Source organism: Nocardioides gilvus (assembly GCF_003194605.1).
Classification (GTDB): Bacteria; Actinomycetota; Actinomycetes; order Propionibacteriales; family Nocardioidaceae; genus Nocardioides; species Nocardioides gilvus.
The window spans coordinates 177,177-191,608 of sequence record NZ_QHKY01000003.1; the positions used below are offsets into that span (position 1 = coordinate 177,177).

9 protein-coding genes are annotated in these 14,432 nt (G+C 68.3%); 3 read left to right on the forward strand and 6 right to left on the reverse strand.

Features of this window, described 5'->3' with window-relative positions; translation table 11 throughout:
* The first annotated feature begins 49 nt into the window (after positions 1–49).
* Both DNK52_RS09775 and DNK52_RS09780 read left to right on the forward strand, forming a co-directional pair.
* The gene (locus tag DNK52_RS09775) at positions 50–2,554 is read left to right on the forward strand and encodes an MMPL family transporter (protein WP_110240817.1); all 2,505 of its coding nucleotides are present in this window, start codon (positions 50–52) and stop codon (positions 2,552–2,554) included.
* Complete coding sequence (locus tag DNK52_RS09780) at positions 2,539–3,375, forward strand: SDR family NAD(P)-dependent oxidoreductase (protein ID WP_110240818.1); 837 nt, start codon at positions 2,539–2,541, stop codon at positions 3,373–3,375. The genes DNK52_RS09775 and DNK52_RS09780 overlap by 16 nt, the downstream gene beginning before the upstream one ends.
* Before the next feature lie 77 nt (positions 3,376–3,452).
* On the opposite strand, the gene DNK52_RS09785 is transcribed toward DNK52_RS09780, so the two are convergent.
* The 6 genes from DNK52_RS09785 to DNK52_RS09810 all read right to left on the reverse strand — a co-directional run bounded on the left by DNK52_RS09785 (position 3,453) and on the right by DNK52_RS09810 (position 13,362).
* Positions 3,453–8,087 carry an immunoglobulin-like domain-containing protein gene (locus DNK52_RS09785; protein WP_162598713.1) on the reverse strand — a complete coding sequence of 1,545 codons (4,635 nt, stop codon included), beginning with the start codon at positions 8,085–8,087 and terminating at the stop codon, positions 3,453–3,455.
* 152 nt (positions 8,088–8,239) lie between these two features.
* Positions 8,240–9,064 carry a HoxN/HupN/NixA family nickel/cobalt transporter gene (locus DNK52_RS09790; protein ID WP_204163477.1) on the reverse strand — a complete coding sequence of 275 codons (825 nt, stop codon included), beginning with the start codon at positions 9,062–9,064 and terminating at the stop codon, positions 8,240–8,242.
* Positions 9,061–9,759, reverse strand: a complete 699-nt coding sequence (locus tag DNK52_RS09795; protein WP_110240820.1) for a hypothetical protein — start codon at positions 9,757–9,759, stop codon at positions 9,061–9,063. Before DNK52_RS09795 ends, DNK52_RS09790 begins: the two co-directional genes overlap by 4 nt.
* Positions 9,760–10,060: 301 nt before the next feature.
* Positions 10,061–11,224, reverse strand: coding sequence for an ABC transporter permease (locus DNK52_RS09800; RefSeq protein WP_110240821.1), 1,164 nt, complete (start codon positions 11,222–11,224; stop codon positions 10,061–10,063).
* Positions 11,221–12,390: an ABC transporter permease gene (locus tag DNK52_RS09805; protein ID WP_110240822.1), complete on the reverse strand. Its 1,170-nt coding sequence runs from the start codon at positions 12,388–12,390 to the stop codon at positions 11,221–11,223. The genes DNK52_RS09800 and DNK52_RS09805 overlap by 4 nt, the downstream gene beginning before the upstream one ends.
* A gap of 12 nt (positions 12,391–12,402) precedes the next feature.
* Positions 12,403–13,362 (reverse strand): ABC transporter ATP-binding protein, encoded by a 960-nt coding sequence (locus DNK52_RS09810; RefSeq protein WP_204163478.1) that lies wholly within the window; start codon positions 13,360–13,362, stop codon positions 12,403–12,405.
* Between the two features lie 147 nt (positions 13,363–13,509).
* On the opposite strand from DNK52_RS09810, the gene DNK52_RS09815 reads away from it, so the two are divergent.
* Complete coding sequence (locus tag DNK52_RS09815; protein ID WP_204163479.1) at positions 13,510–14,412, forward strand: HNH endonuclease; 903 nt, start codon at positions 13,510–13,512, stop codon at positions 14,410–14,412.
* Positions 14,413–14,432: the final 20 nt, after the last annotated feature.

The following is a 14,432-nucleotide window of genomic DNA, read 5'->3' on the forward strand; positions in this document are numbered from 1 at the left end:
TCTGGAACAACTCTGGACTGTGTCGCCGGTCACTGCCAAGGTGTTACCGATGAGTAAACAGTCGGGCGGCCGGCACCCGGGGAGACACAAGGCGCGTCGGCAACCGCCGTACGCGCTGACGTGGTTGGCCCTCACGCTGGTCGGTCTCGCGACCAGCGTCGGGCTCTTGGGGGGGTCCTCGCAGCCGGGACGACGACGTCTCACCGGCCGTACGGCACCACCCCCTCCGAGCCTCACCCGCGTCCCGGTTGCTGCTTCGAAGGCGCTCGGCACCGAGCCGCTCGCGAAGGAGCCGTTCCTGCAGCGCATGGGCAGGCACGCCGCGATCAACCACCGGGCGTACGTCACCACCTGGGCCGCGCTGGTGGTCGTGGGCTTCGCGACCAGCCTTGGTCTGTTGGGCGGGTCGTCGCTCTTCGACCGGCTCGAGACCGGTGACACCCTGGCCCCCGGTCCGGCCGCCGTGGGCCGGGAGCTGGTCCAGTCGTCAGAGAAGACGTCGGTGCCGGTCCTGCTCCGGGTCGACGGGGTCGACTTCCGGGACCCCGAGCTCACCGTCAAGGTCCGCGGCGCCGTGAAGCGCCTGAGGCAGATCGAGGGCGTCGGCAAGGTCTCCTCCCCCATGTCGCATCCGGGGTGGCCGACCGCGCCAGAGGCCTGGGCCCTGGTCGGCGACAACGACCCGGACAGCGGTCGCTTCGTGATCGCCGTCGAAGCCGGGGACGAGCCCGGCAGCGACCTGCAGCAGGAGGTCATCCGCGAGCTGCGCGGCCCCACCTCCGACCTGCTCGCGCCCATGGCCGACGAGATGCGGGTCGGTGGGGTGACGGTCCTGGTCGACGGCATCAACGACCAGGTCAAACAAGACCTCAAGGTCGGCGAGGGCATCGCCATGCCGCTGTCGCTGCTGCTGATGGTCTTCGTCTTCGGAGGGTTCACCGCCGCCGGCCTGCCCATCGTCGGAGCGGTCGCCTCGATCTCCGGTGCGATGGCGCTCCTGTTCGGCTTCTCCCACGTGATGGCCCTGGACCCGCCGGTGGTCAACATCGCGACCGTGATGGGTCTGGCACTCTGCATCGACTACGGCCTGCTGCTGGTCAGCCGCTTCCGGGAGGAACTGACGGCGGTGGCCCCGGGGGTGCCTGCGGCCGATCTGCGGCGCGACCAGATCAACGAAGCGGTGGGCGCCGCTGTCGCGACCTCCGGCCGCACGATTCTGTTCTCCGGGGTGATCGTCGGCATCTCGCTCTCGGGGTTGTTGGTCTTCGACGCCCAGATCGTGCGCGCGATCGGCCTCGCGGGCGTCGCGGTGGTGTTGCTCGCTCTCGTGGTGGCGCTCACGCTCGTGCCTGCCCTGTGCGCCATGGGAGCCACCCGCCTGGGCAACCACCAGGGTGTCGAGGCCGCGCCCGACGAAGGGGTCTTCAGCCGTCTGGCAGCGATCGTGCAGCGCCGCCCCGGCCTGACCACCGTGCTGAGCATCAGCGTCCTGCTGGTCATCGCACTGCCGGCCCTGGACCTGCGACTGAACTCCGCCAGCGTCGAGATGCTGCCTCCCCAGGCGGAGGAACGTGCCTTCTTCACCGATCTCGAGGAGGACTTCCCACTCCTGACGACGCCGACCGTGAGTGTGGTGGCGCAGTCCACGATGAAGGAGGCTCGGCGCCTGGCCAGGGACCTCGGCGAGCAGGTCGACCTGACCCGCAAGCCGATGGTCAGTCGACTCGGGCCGGCGCCCGAGGACGTACAGGCCGACGGGTTGCAGGCCGAGGGTGCCGGGCTGGTCCAGATCAGCCTGCACACCGCAGGTGGCCCCATGGGCGAGGACGCGCGGATCTTGGTGGAGGGGTCGCGCACCGGTGCGACGACCTTCCCCACCTGGACGACCGGGCCGGCAGCCTTCCTGGACGACTTCACCGACTCGGTGCTCGACCGGGCGCCGTGGGCGATCCTCTGGATTGCCGGCGCCACCTTCATCCTGCTCTTCCTGCTCACCGGCTCCGTGGTGATCCCGCTGAAGGCGCTCCTGCTCAACGCGGTGTCGCTGGGCGCGAGCATCGGCGTCCTGGTCTGGGTCTTCCAGTACGGCAACCTGGAGTGGTTGTTGGGCTTCGAGTCGGCCAGCGGGGTCGAATCGGTGATCCCGTTGATGGTGCTGGCCTTCGGGTTCGGACTCTCGATGGACTACGAAGTCTTCCTGCTCGCCCGGATCATTGAGTTGCACGAAGAGGGCCACGACGACAACACCGCCGTACGTCTCGGCCTGCAGCGCTCGGGCCGCATCATCACCTCCGCAGCCCTCATCATGATCATCGTCTTCGCCGGGTTCGCGGTCGGAGAGATGGTGGTGGTCAAGCAGACGGGTGTGGCGCTGGCGGTCGCGGTGGCGATCGACGCCACGCTGGTGCGGATGATCATCGTGCCGGCCACGATGACCACGCTCGGCAAGTGGAACTGGTGGGCTCCGCCGTGGATGAAACGCATCCACGCGCGGTGGGGCGTCAGCGAACACGGCTCACCGGTGAGACAGTTGCCGGCATGGAGCACGAGCTGAGGCCACTGGCCGGACAGATCGCTGTCGTCACCGGCGGGAGCAGCGGACTCGGGCTCGGGTTCGCCCGGGTGCTGGGACGCGCCGGTGCCAGCGTGGTGATCGGCGCACTGCCGGGGCCGGAGGTCGCCGAGGCGGTCGCCCACCTGGAGTCGTTGGGCATCCGCGCTGCCGGGCACGAGCTGGACATGGGCGATCTGGGAGCGGTCGAGGCGTTGCGCGACCGAGCCCTGGAGTGGGGATCCCTCGACATCTGGATCAACAACGCGGGCGCATCGGGCGTCTACGGCCCCACCTGGCTGACACCGCCGGCCGTCTTCGAGCGGGTGTGCAACGCCAACATTCGCGGGGTCTTCCACGGCACCCGAGCCGCGCTGGGCGTGATGGTCCCCCAGGGCAGCGGTCACCTCGTCAACGTGTGGGGCAAGGGCGACACCCGACCTACACCGCTGCAGAACACGTACGGCTCCTCCAAGGCCTGGAACCGTTCCTTCACCCGTACGGTGCGCGCCGAGGTCGCGGAGACCGGCGTACGGGTGCACGGCTTCAACCCCGGCCTGGTGCGCACCGAAATGCTGGCTCATGTCACCGTGACGCCCGGGATGGAGCGGAAGGTCAGGGCACTCCCCTACGTCGTCGGCCTGTGGGGCCAGTCGGCCGACGACGCCGCGGCGCCCGTCGTGGGTGTGCTGCTCGGCTCGAAGGACGACCACAGGGATCTCACCGTCGGCACCGTCGTGGGTCGCGGACTGAAGTCGGTGGCTCAGGGCAACCTGCGCCGCTCCCGGCGGATGACGTTGGACGTGCGCGTAGTCGGCGAATAGACATTCGCGCGGCGCTGGTGGGAGCGCGGAAACGGCCCGCCGGACGAGTCCGACGGGCCGCTCAGCGACAGCGAGGATCAGCGCACGCGCTTCACCGAGCTGGTCGCTGCCTTCACTGCGGCGGTCTTGACGAGAAGCACCCGGTAGCTGGTCAGCTTCCTACCGTTGCGGTCCTTCACCGTGAAGTTGGCGACTCCCCTGGAGCTGAGCCTCTTCGTGGTGACGGTGACCCACTTGCCCTTGGCGTTGCGGCGCTGCAGGCGGACCTTCGCACCCTTCGCGGCCTTCGACGTGGCCGCCTTGAGCCTGTCCGCCTTGGAGCCGTTGTTCTTGCCGGTCAACTTGACCTTGACGGCCTTGGGACGGGTCTGGGGCGGAGCAGTCACCTCGACCGTACGGGTGGCGGCGGCGCGGTTGCCGGCGGCGTCGGTGACGGAGTAGACGAGGGTGTAGGTGCCCACCTTGGCGGTGTTGACCGTGCCCAGCACCTGGACGTCAGCGGTGATGTTGCCGTCGGTGTCGTCGGTGGCCCTGACTCCGGCGCGGGCGTCGAAACTGGCGCCCCGCGCCACGCTTGCGTCCGCCGGGACAGTGAGCACCGGCTTGGTCGTGTCGCGGGCCACGACCTCGGCCGGCACCTCGAAGGCGCCCGTACGAGCGACGACCGTGTCGTTGCCGGCGACCTTCGTACGCACGGTGGCCGTCAGGGTCGTGCCCTGGTCGGCCTTCACCACGGTGTACGAGGAGTCGGTCGCACCCTCGATCGTGACTCCGTTGCGGAACCACTGGAGCGTACGCTCGGCGTTCTCGTCACCGGTCCAGGTGCCGACGTCCAGGGTCAGGATCGAGCCGAGAGCCGGGTCGCCGTTGATCGCCGGGCGGGCGGTGTTGACCGGCGCCGGTGGGGCGACGACCTCGACGGTCCGGGTGGCCGTGGCCTGGTTGCCGTTCGCGTCGGCGACCGAGTAGACGAGTGCGTAGGTGCCGATCTTGTCCTGGTCGACGCTACCGAGCACCTGGACCTCGGCGGTCAGGTCACCGTCGGTGTTGTCGGTGGCCTTCACTCCGGCCATGACCTCGAAGTCGCTGCCGAGGAGCACGGTGGAGTCAGCTTCGAAGGCAATCTCGGGGGCGACGGTGTCGGTGCCGGCCGGCTGCGCGGTGAAGATCGACATCTGGTCCACCTCGCCACCCACCTCGTCGCCGGTGACGGCGTCAGCGCTGGTGGAGTACCAGGCGTACGTCTCGCCGGCCTCCAGGCCCTTCCAGACCACACTGGCCGGCCACCCGGAGCGGACCGTCTCGGTGCCGATCACTTCGTCGGTGGGCTCGACGACGCTCAGGGCGTCGGTGGCGAAACTGGTCGTGCGGGTGTTGAACTGCACCGGCAGCGTGAAGTCGTCCTCCTTGCCGTTGTAACGGTTGCGGTCGTCGTACTCGGTGGCGCCGAAGTTGTCGAGCTGCGCCGAGTAGGTGTCGACGCTCATCTCGGCACGGTCGACGTCGAACTGGAGCAGACGGAAGAAGGACGAGCCGAACTGGAGGCGGCTGCTGGGGTTGTAGCCACCGATCTCGGTCAGGCCGAGCTCGTCGCTGGGCACCGTGTAGAACTGGTAGTCGGCCAGCAGCTCGACGACGTGGTTCCCGTCTTCACCCAGGTCACGAACGACCTCGATGTTGACACCGTGCTCGTGGCCGGACAACACCAGGAAGACGTTCGGGTTCTTGGCCGCCACCTGGTGGCGGACCTGCTGACCGTCGTAGGACAGCCCGCCGCCGCGACCGTCAGGGTTGGTGCTCGGCGTCGTGTGGGCGTGGGTCTGCACGATCGCGTTGCGGTCGCTGTAGCGCTCGAGGATCGAGTTGGCCCACGCGACCTCCTCGGCGTCGACACCGAAGCCGAGGTTGACGACCACGAAGTCGAGGCCCGAGGCGCTGAAGAGGTTGTAGGAGTTTGAGTTGTCGCCCGGCTTCCACGGGTGGTAACTGGCGTTGTACGTGCTCCATCCCGTGTTCGGCTTGGCGGAGACGGCCTCGTAACGCTCGGGGCCGAAGTACTCGTTGAACAGCGCTCCGACGCCGGTGTCCGTGCCGTAGAGGTTGTCGTGGTTGCCGGGGAGCACCGAGTTGGCGACACCGGCGTCGTCGAGGATCTTCTGGGCACCGGACGCGACCTCGAACTCCTTCTTCGCAGTGGCGCGGTAGGGCACGTTGTCCTGGGCGCCGGCCGTGTGCCAGTTCTCGATGACGTCACCGGTGTGCGCGGCGAACGCGATCTTGCGCTTCGGCGCGTTGTCGGCGATCCACTGGGTCACCGAGGTGTAGGCCTCCGCCCACTTGGCCCGCTCCTGAGGTGTCTCCTGCTCGACCGCGCCCTCGGAGAGGTACTGGGTGTCGGTCAGGTGCGCGATCGAGAAGTCGTAGTCGTCGGGATTCTCGAAACCGTCGGCCACCTCCTTGTCGAAGTCGTCGGCGAAGGCGTCGTGCCCGGTGACGAGCACCGGGATCTTGCCGTCGACGATGAACCGCGGGGCGACGGACGCACTCAAGGACACGCTCCCGGTGGCGGTGCCGCGGGTCGAAGCCAGGGACTCCCACCGAGTGCCGTTCCAGACGCGCAGGTGCACCTCGCGGGTGGGGTCGATGGTGCCGGTCCAGATGACTTCTGGGGAGTCGGTGGCCGTCGTGGGCACGTCGAAGCGCTGGTAGGGGATGCGGTCGGCAGCCGGGCTGGTGACGAGGACGTCATCGCCGACCTCGAGCCCTTCACCGATCTTCTCGACATCGTCTCCGGTGAACGCCAGCTGCGAGGGCAACTTCTTCAGGGTGCCTTGCGTGCCGGAGGTGGCAGCAGCGACCCTGCCCGTACGGAACGTGGTGGTGACGTCGTCACCGCTGGGGTTGGTGGCGACCGCGGAGAGGCGGACCTCGCCCTCGCCCTGACCGGTCTCGGTGCCACCGGCGACGGGAATGTTGGCAGAACTGAACTCGAGGCGCTCGGCGATCACGTTGCCGAAGTGGTCGTGGCCGTCCATGGTGATGACGTGGTTGCCCGACCGCAGGCCGGCACCGATGCGCTGACCGATCTCGACGGGTTCACCGTCGAGCGCGTACACGACGTCGCGCCCGGCTGCCTGGCCGTTGGCGAGGGTGATGTCGAAACGAGTGGCCTTGGTGATGCGAGCACCGGCGGCCGGGGTCGAGTCGGTGACGCGTACGAGGTCGGTCGCCGTCCGTACGCCGAATGCCTCCCGCTGCAGCGCGAGCACGTCCTGCAGACCGAGGACGTCGGAGAAGATCCGGGCCGAGGCGATGGTGGCGGGGGCAGTGAAGTTGGGTCGGTTGACGGCCGCGTCGCCACCGATCACCATCATGCGGGCATTCGCGTTGCTCGGGTGCGAGACCGTGCCGGTGGCTGCATTCTCCGCAACGAGACGACCGTCGATGTAGAGCCTCACGGTGCTGCCGTCGTAGGTACCCACGGCGTGGACCCAACGGTCGGTCTCCTTGAGCTCGTACTGGGTGTTGCGGTAGCTGCCGCCGACGTGAGGGTTGAAGGAGATCCTGTTGCCGTAGAGAGCCATCGCGAAGCCACCCGCCTCCTTGCCACCGCACAGGTTGCCCGCGCTCTCCTCGCCGTCGGCCTGGTAGGCGTCTGCGTCGTACTTGAAGACGCACTCCATCGACATGGTCTCGCGGATCTTGGCGTACTCGTTGTCGGTCCAGCGGTAGAAGAAGGCCGAGGATCCGTCGAACTTGCCCACCTTGCGGTTGAGCGGCGCGTAGTCGATGACCTTCGGGGTGTTGAACTCCTGCACGTCGATCCCGCCGGCCTTGTCGGTGGCGGTGCCGTCGGCGAAGTCCACGTCGAAGACGTCGGCGGTCGGGGTCTCAGGGGTGCTGTTGGCCTGGTCGGCGAGCGCCGCAGCCTGGTCCGCGGAGAGCGACTGGGACCAGATGCGGGAGTTCTGGATGGTGGCCTGGGCCCAGAACGAGACCGCGTCACCGGGCTGGGTGTCACCGGCGAGCACGAGGGAGTCCGCGCCCGATGTGGGGGCCTTGTAGGCGCCGGGGGCGTCGGTCTCACTGACCAGCTCCCCGTCCACGTACAACGCCAACTTCGATCCGTCCCAGGTGACGAGCGTGTGGTACCAGTCGCCGGGTGTCAGGGGTGCGGTGACCCGCTTGTAGCCACCACCGATGTGGGCCATGAAGGTGATGCCCGATGAGTTGGCAACGGTGGCAAAACCGCCCGCCTCCTTCGCGGAGCACAGCGCCTTCTCCGACGTCGGGTTGGACGGCGCGTCATAGCGGAACGTGCACTCGAGTGCGAAGCCGCCAGCGAGCTTGGCGTGATCCGCCCGGAACGGGTACTTGAGGGCCGAATTGGCCCCGTTGAACGAAATGGTCGACCGGGCGCGCCCGGCGTCGGTGCCGTAGACCGGCTCACCGACGACCTCGGGGGTGAGCCCCTGCGCGTGGTCGGCGGCGGTGCCGTCACGCAGATCGACGTCGAGGATGTCGGCGGCGGGCACCGTGACAGCACTGTCGGCTGTCGCGGCTGTCGCGAACGGTGCGGCCATCGGCTGGGCGACGGCGGTTGCGGGGATCACCGCGGCTTGGGCGAGAGAAGGGAGGAGCAGGGAGCTGCCGAGGACTGAGCCAGCAACTGCCGCCACTGCGGTGGAGCGTAGGGAGGGGTGGATACGCAAGGGTTCTTCTCCAGTATTCGGGGGCTACGAGAGCCCGAAAAGGGGGGATCGAATCGGCTGCGATGCTTGCGGGAGCGTTCGACGGGAGCCGGGCTCTCAGGTGAACGGCGGGGGAATCGTCTGACAACACGCCTGCTCGGGCCGCAGCCGGCTCAGGCGACGAGGTTGATCACAGCGAGGGCGCTGAGCACGCACCCGAACCCCGTGACGCCGAGCGCCGCGATCAACGGACCCACCCGCGAGAACTTCTGCAACCACACCTGGGTTCCGGCTCCACGCAGGACGAGCGATCGGCCCCACACCGCTGTGAGACCGACACCGAAGAGCACGACTGCCATGCCGATGCCGAAGATCGCGACGAGGAGCAGCGCCAGCCCGCTGCGGCCGCTGAAGATGCCGGTCACCAGCAGCAGGAAGGCAACTGGCGACGGCACGATGCCGCCGGAGACGGCCAGCAGCGCGAGGCCCGGGCGGTCGACCGATCCGTCGTGCCCGTGTCCGTGTCCGTGTCCGTGGCCGTGGCCGTGTCCGTGTCCGTGTCCGTGGTCGTGGCCGTGTCCGTGGTCGTGCCCGTGGCCGTGGCCGTGGCCCCTGCGGCGCCAGGCGCGGAGCATCCAGAGCCCCAGGAGGATGACGATCAGGCCGGCGACGACGTTGAGGCCGCCGGTGAGCGAGGCCATGGAGAGGATCTCTGACAACGACAGGAAGGTCCAGGCGAGTGCGATGGCCAGCGAGGAGAGCGTGTGCATGACGGCGACGCTCCCGCCGAGGAAGGCGGCATCGCGCACGCGCCCCTTGGTCCCCACCAGGTAGGCCGCCGCCAACGTCTTGCCATGACCGGGCTGCACCGCGTGAGCGGCGCCCGCGAGGAAGGCGACAAGAAGTGCAGCCGACGGAAAACCCGGGGACTCGACGAAACCGACGAGCTGATCGCTGAGTCCCCCGATGTCCACGAGGAACCCCGTCATTCCCGTCATGCCATGCGCCGCTTCCGTCGCTGCACGGCGACCGCACCTCCGGCCAGGAGGACGCTTCCGGCGCCCGCCCAGGCGAGCAGTTCGAAGCCACTCTCAGCAGCGGTGGGACCACCCGCCTCCTCGAGACCGAACTCATGGGTCGGCGCATCGGAGGTGAAGACGTGGGTGGCCCCGCCCGGCCCGGTGGCCATGGTGCTGTAGGCCGCGTGCAGGTCGGTGAGCAGCTCGGCGCGGACCGTGAGAGGGACGCCGTCGCTGGTCGGTGACGCGCAGGAGTACGTCAGCCGTGCACCACTGGCAGCGAGATCATCGGTGTCGACCAGCTCGCCCTGACACTCCTCGTCTCCCCTGCTGAGCTCGATCCGGGAGAGCAGGTAGGCCTCCAGCAGTGGGGACGCGGCGAGCTTCTCGGCGTCGGCCTCGTCGACGTACGACGGCACCTCCGCCCCGTCCTTGAACACTGTGGCCCGCGGGCCACCGAGCACGTCCAGACGCAGTGCGAGCGAAGTCAAGTCGTCGTCAGCGGCCTTCCACGTGACGTCGAACTGAGTCGACGAGTCGGAGTCGGCCGGCGTGATCTCCAACTGCTGGGGATCACCGAACGGGTGGGCGCCGCTCGGGGCGGCCACCACCAGAGGGACGAGGAAGACGACCGCAGCGAGTCGTACGGGCAGGCGTGGGAGGAGGCGCTTCATGGGTCCTTCAGGCGGCGGACGGGCAACGAGAGCAGCCTGCAGCCCGCGCTCCAACGCGGGGAGGCGCGCGGACCACGGCGACCTGACGGGAGGGTGAACTCGCGGTGGTGTCAGCCGGGTGTCGGGACAGGCGTCCGGTGAACCGCGAAGGCGGAGCCACACCCCCATGTCGTGACTCCACCCTGCGGCGCCGCGGTCTCCCCCGAGACCGTGACAAGACGACCTTAGGAACGCGGGCCGACAGTTTCACCCGACTCGCCGTCAGTGGTCTGGACCAGTCTTGCTGCGACCGGCGCGGGCCTCACATGGCGCGCTGCAGGCTCCGTCGCAGCGACCATGCCCCGAGGGTGACCAGGACGAGCGCCATCGCCCCCAGGACCCCGATCTGGGGCAGTACGTCGACCAGGGTGGCGTCGCGGCGCTGCAGCTCCGCGAACGCCTCGTAGCCCCAGGCGTGCGGCGTCACATTGGCGACGCGACGCATGGTGTCGGGAAAGAACTCCAGCGGAAACATCGACCCACCGAGGGCCCCCAGGGTCAGCCCCAGACCGACGCCGATCCCGACGGCGGCGCCCTCGTTGTCGACCAGGGTGCCGAGCAGCATCGCGGCACCGGCACCGACGAGGGCGAAGACGGCGAGCACGACCAGCGCCGTGGGGACGTGGCCCCAGCTCACGGAGAAGAGCAGTGAACTCGCCACCATGATGTAGGCGCCCTGGAAGGCGCCGAGCACCCAGCGTCCCAGGGTCTGTCCTGCGATCAGTTGGGCGCCGGTCATCGGGGTCGTCATCATCCGTTGCACGACGCGTTCGCGGCGCGACTGGATCAGGGTGGAAGCGCCGGTGAGGGTGGTCAGGAAGACGAAGAGGAGCAGCTGGCCGGCGGCCCCGAAGTCGAACTGGCCCAGGCCTTCGAACTCCTGCGCCTCGGCGTCGACGGAAGTGACCTCGAGCCGGGGAGCTTGCACCTCCGCGCGAGCCCGCTCCAGTGCGGCGACTGCACGATCGCGGTCGACACCCTTGTCGATCAGGGCCTGCTCCTGGGCCCGCTGGGCGCCTAGGGTCGAGAGCGCGGAGCGTACGTTCTGCTCGACGATCGGGGCCGCGAACGACGACCCGGTCACCATCTCCACCTCGACCTCGCGGCCCTCGTCGTGCGCCGCGGCCGCCTCGGCGGTGACCCGCACCGCGACGTCGAGGCGTCCGCGGGCCAGCTGCTCCAACGCGGCGTCCCACTCACCGTGACTGACGTCGACCTCCTGGTCGCCGAGCTCTTCGGAGATGACGGAGCGCAGGTCGCTGTCGTCGCCCACGACGGCGGCGCGTCCGGTGGTGGCGCCCTCCCCGAACTGGATGCCGATCAACATGACCAGCAGCAGCGGGAAGATCAGCACGAAGAAGATGTTGGACCGGTCGCGCATGTAGCGCTTCAGCTCGTTGAGGGCGATGGTGACGACGCTTCTCATGCCATCGCTCCTCGGTCCGGGACCAGCCGGGAGACCAGCAGCATCACCACGGCGAAGCCCAGCATGATGGCGACGGGCACACCGATGTCGGCGACTCCCCCACCGGCCGAGGTGATGCCCAGGCCCCGCAGGAGCGCCGCGACCGGGTTGAGGTCGAGCACGCCGGCGAGCGCCCCGGCCGCACTGATCGGGAAGAACGCGCCACCGCCGACCCCCAGGACGATGGAGACGATGGAGGTCGCGACGCCGGCCTGTTCACTCGTACGCGCCACCCGGGCGATCAGGAACATCACCGAGGTCGCGGCGGCGGCGACGCTGGCAACGAGGAGGGCGACCGGGATCAGGGAGCCGAAGGAGGCTCCGAAGAGGAAGCCGCCTGCAGTCAGCAGGACGCCGGTGGAGAGCATGCCGGTGAGGAAACTGACCAGGGCCTTGGCGGTGGTGATCTGCCACGCGGGCAGGGGCAGGGAGCGCAAGCGGGCCAGGGTGCCGTTCTCACGCTCGACGAGCAGCGCGGTGACGCCGAAGCTGACGGTGAAGAGGAGGAAGAGACCGGCCTGGCCGGCAACCAGGGCGCCGCCGGCGGAGAGCTGCTGGTCGTCGGCCTGACCTTCCTCGATCGCATACCCGGCGCCCTCAACCGAGGCCTGGGCCACCTGGGCCAGTTGCTCCGCGTCGAGTCCTTCCGCGAGCCCGGCTCGAGCCGTGGTCGCGGCGTCGCCGAACTGCTGGAGGATTCCGTCGACGACGGAGAGCACGACGTCAGCCTCGACCCCGGCGTCCTCGCCGCGGCGTACGTCGACGGTGGTCGGCGTCCCCATCTGGGCAGCGCCGCCGAAGTTGTCGGGGAAGACGATCGCGAGTCCGGCGTCGCCATCGGCGACCATCGCTCGGCTCTCGTCCGGGTCGACCTCCACGACGGTGACGTCGAGGGTCTCGCTGTCCAGGTCACCGAGCACGTCGGTGACGACGCCGACCATCTGGTCACCCGCCTGCGCGCCCACTGCGACCGTCAAGGGCTCGAACTCGCGCTCGTCGGTGTCACCGAAGACGAGGTTGAAGACGAACATCAGGACCAGGGGGACGACGAACCCGAAGAGGATCACGGTCTTGTCCCGCAGGCCCTGGCGCAGGCCTTGGGCGACGAGGGTCAGCAGGGTGCTCATGTCAGCGCCGCATCAGTCTCGAAGGGCCTTGCCGGTGACGTGCAGGAAGACCGACTCGAGGTCGGGGCGGGAGATCTCGACGTCGGTGAGCTTCATGCCGGCCTCCGCAGCCATGCGTACGACTTCAGCCACCAGCGTCGGGGCGTCGTGCACGGTGAGGCTGAGCGAGTGTCGGTCGGCGTCGACCCGTTCGACGCCGTGGAGCGTACGCATGGAGCGTGCTGCCTCTTCCTGACCGGTGGTGTCGACCCGGCCGCCGAGACGGATGGTGTCGGTGCCGCCGGTGAGGCGGATCAGCTCGTCGCGGGTGCCTTCGGCGCGGAGCTGGCCGGTGTCGATGATCCCGATCCGGTCGCAGAGGCGCTCGGCCTCCTCCATGTAGTGGGTCGTGTAGAGCACCGCCATGCCTTCACCGGAGAGTGCCTCGACGGCTTCGAGGATGGAGTTGCGCGACTGCGGGTCGACGCCGACGGTCGGTTCGTCGAGGATCAGCAAGGTGGGGCGGTGCAGCAGGCCGACGCCGATGTTGAGTCGGCGCTTCATGCCGCCGGAATACTCCTTGCTCAGGTCCTTGGCGCGATCGGCCAGTCCGATGGTCTCCAGCACTTCGTCGACCCGACTGGCCAGCTCCTTGCCGCGCAGACCGTAGAGCTTGGCGAAGAAGACCAGGTTCTCCCGGGCCGAGAGGTCGGGGTAGAGCGCCAGGTCCTGCGGCACCAGCCCGATGTGGCGCTTCACGCTCACGGCGTCGGGTCGCATCGTCTCCCCGGCGATGGTGACCGAGCCGCCGTCGGCCTTGAGCAGGCCGGCGATGACGGAAATCGCCGTGGTCTTGCCGGCGCCGTTGGGCCCGAGCAGGCCGTACGTCTCCCCGGGCGCGATCCGGAACGAGACGTCGTCGACCGCGGTGAAGTCGCCGAAGCGTCGTACGAGGTGGTCGACGACGAGGACGTCGTCGGGGGTGCTGGTCACAGGAGCCTCCGTACGTGGGTCTCGGACGACCTTAGGGCACGGGGGTGACAGGTAAGTAGGCACGAACCGTCCCGGTCGCAAAGATGTGGGATCAAGGAAGTTCGATGATTCACCTTGCAATCCGGGACGAGCTGCCATCCTGAGGCGGTGCCAGACCTGTCGCAGGAATTCACCAAGCGGGAAGCGCTCATGCACGCGTTGGCGACAGAGTTCGCTTCGAACCCGACCCTCACCCGCCAATGGCTCACACAAGTGGATTTCGGATGGGGGCCACAGCGGATCCTCGACACATCCAAAGGCATCTGGAACCCGCAAACGTACGCCGCGACGCTGACGATCGTTAGCGACCCGAACAGCGAGTACGACGACGGCGACCACGGAGACTCCCTCTACCGCTACTCGTATGAGAGGCGGCCAGCGGGACAAGACCCTCAGGGCGGCTCCAACATCAAGTTGCGAGAGGCCATGCGGCTTGAACTCCCGATCGTGATGCTCCGCAAGGTCGCTGACGGTCGATTTGTCCCCATCATGCCGGTCTTCGTTGTCAAGGAGGAGCCGGAGCACCGTCGGTTCCTGCTCGCAATCGATGAGAGTCTGCGGTTCCTGCCGGATCCCGCGCACCTTACAAAGGATCAGCGCCGATACGCGGAACGCGTGGTCCGGCAGCGCATGCACCAACCTGAGTTTCGCGCACGAGTTCTGACCGCATACGAGGCGCGATGCGCAGTCTGCGTCCTGAAGAAGGTCCCACTGCTTGACGCCGCCCACATCACGAGTGACTCAACCGACGACGGCCTGCCAGTCGTGACGAACGGCCTTGCGCTCTGCAAGATTCACCACGCGGCGTACGACGAGAACATTCTGGGCATCTCGCCTGACTACGTCGTGCACATCAACGAGGACGTCCTCGCCGAAGTCGATGGACCGATGCTGAAGTACGGACTGCAGCAGATGGATCGGCGTGACCTGTGGGTCCCGAGCCGCGGAACTGAGAAGCCCGACAGAGATCGTCTCGCCGCGCGGTTCGATGCCTTCATGGACGCTGGCTAGGTCTAGCTCAGATTGCGCTT